The sequence below is a fragment of the Mesorhizobium sp. M4A.F.Ca.ET.050.02.1.1 genome (assembly GCF_003997725.1).
Lineage (GTDB): Bacteria > Pseudomonadota > Alphaproteobacteria > Rhizobiales > Rhizobiaceae > Mesorhizobium.
Genome location: NZ_RZSG01001128.1, coordinates 1 through 1,424, shown reverse-complemented (window position 1 = coordinate 1,424; position 1,424 = coordinate 1). Strand labels below are relative to the sequence as shown.

Here is a 1,424-nt window from a genome sequence, read left to right as displayed (position 1 = left end):
CAAGCCGCGCGGCCCTGGGGGCTCGATCTGGAGGAACTTGGCCCGCGCCAGATCCGAGCCCCCAGGGCCGCGCGGCTTGAGCATAGGCCCGCATGTCGACGAGGCTGTCTTCATCGAAGATCAAGCGGATATGACCGGTGGTGCGGAACTCCACGTCACGACCAAGCATCTTTTCGGCCTCGCCCCAGAGCCTGAGCGAGCGGTGGGCCAGCGGCAGCTGGGAGAGGTGACGCCCGGTGCGGCGGATGTTGCCGAAAGAGGCGACGGTTGCCCCGGTGCCGATCCGGTTGCGCTCGATCAGCGTCACGCGCGCGCCGCGCCTGGCGAGGAAATAGGCCGAAGCCGTCCCCATGAGCCCACCGCCAAGCACGATCACGTCCATAGTCGTTCCTTAGCGCAGAGCGGCTGATCCTTGGATGCCCCCATCTTGTCCACACCACGGCATTGCGTCAAAGATGGGTTTGGACGAAAACCATAAGCTTGACCTATGGAGTGGCAATGCGGGCGCGGCAGCTCGAAGTGTTCATCGCAGTCATGCGCGCCGGCACCGTGACCGCCGCGGCGCGGATGCTGAACATCTCCCAGCCTGCGCTCAGCCAGATCCTGCTCCACACCGAGGACGAACTTGGCTTCACGCTGTTCGAGCGCGTCAAGGGACGGCTGCGGCCGACGCCGGACGCGCTTGAGATTTTCGCCGATGCCGAAAGGCTGTCGGCGGGGCTGGAGGGCCTGCGGCGCAAGACCACCGACCTGCGCCTGGGTCGGGCTGGCCTCGTACGTGTCGCGGCCTCGCCGCCGCCGGCCATGGCGATATTGCCGCGCGCTTTCACCAGTTTCCGCGCGCAGCATCCAGGCATTCTGCTGCGTTCCCACATGGCGCCGATCGCAGCCATCGTCGACATGCTGCGCGCCGGCGACGCCAGCTTGGGCGTCGCCTTGGACGACCGCCTGCCTCCCGATATCGAGGCGGAGGTGATCGGCAGTGTAGGCTTCGCCTGCCTGCTGCCGGCCGGGCATCCGTTGGCCAGGAAAACCGAGTTGACGCTCGCCGATCTTGCCGGAGAGGAGCTGATATCCTATCGCGGAAACACCCGTCCGGCAGACGAACTCGCCCACGCATCCCGCGCGCAGGGCGTGGCGCTTTCGCCCTCGCTCGAGATCGACGTCTCCATCTCCGCCGTCGGCTTCGTCCAGGCTGGTCTCGGCATCGCACTCGTCGACGCCCTGCTGCCTTGGCAGCAGTTTGCCGGGCTTGCCGTCAGGCCGCTGGCGGCGGGGCCGGAATTTCCGATCGCGCTGCTCACCTCGCGCACACGCGCCCTTGCACGGGCCGATGAGATGATGCGCGACCAGATCCGCGCCGCTTGCTCCGCCGTTCTGGGCGGCGGCAGGGCAAAGGCATAAGCAAGCCTTATATGTTTGCC

Annotated in this window: 2 protein-coding genes; one reads left to right on the top strand and one right to left on the bottom strand. The window is 66.9% G+C overall.

The genetic code is table 11. From position 1 onward, the window contains the following. Positions 1–382, bottom strand: a 382-nt coding sequence (locus EOA33_RS35645) for an FAD-dependent oxidoreductase (protein ID WP_145989511.1), incomplete at its 3' end; no start/stop codon positions are given. Between the two features lie 116 nt (positions 383–498). Here EOA33_RS35645 and EOA33_RS35640 point away from each other — a divergent pair. Beyond that, on the top strand, positions 499–1,404 hold the full coding sequence (locus tag EOA33_RS35640) for a LysR family transcriptional regulator (protein WP_127407716.1): 906 nt from the start codon (positions 499–501) through the stop codon (positions 1,402–1,404). Positions 1,405–1,424: the final 20 nt, after the last annotated feature.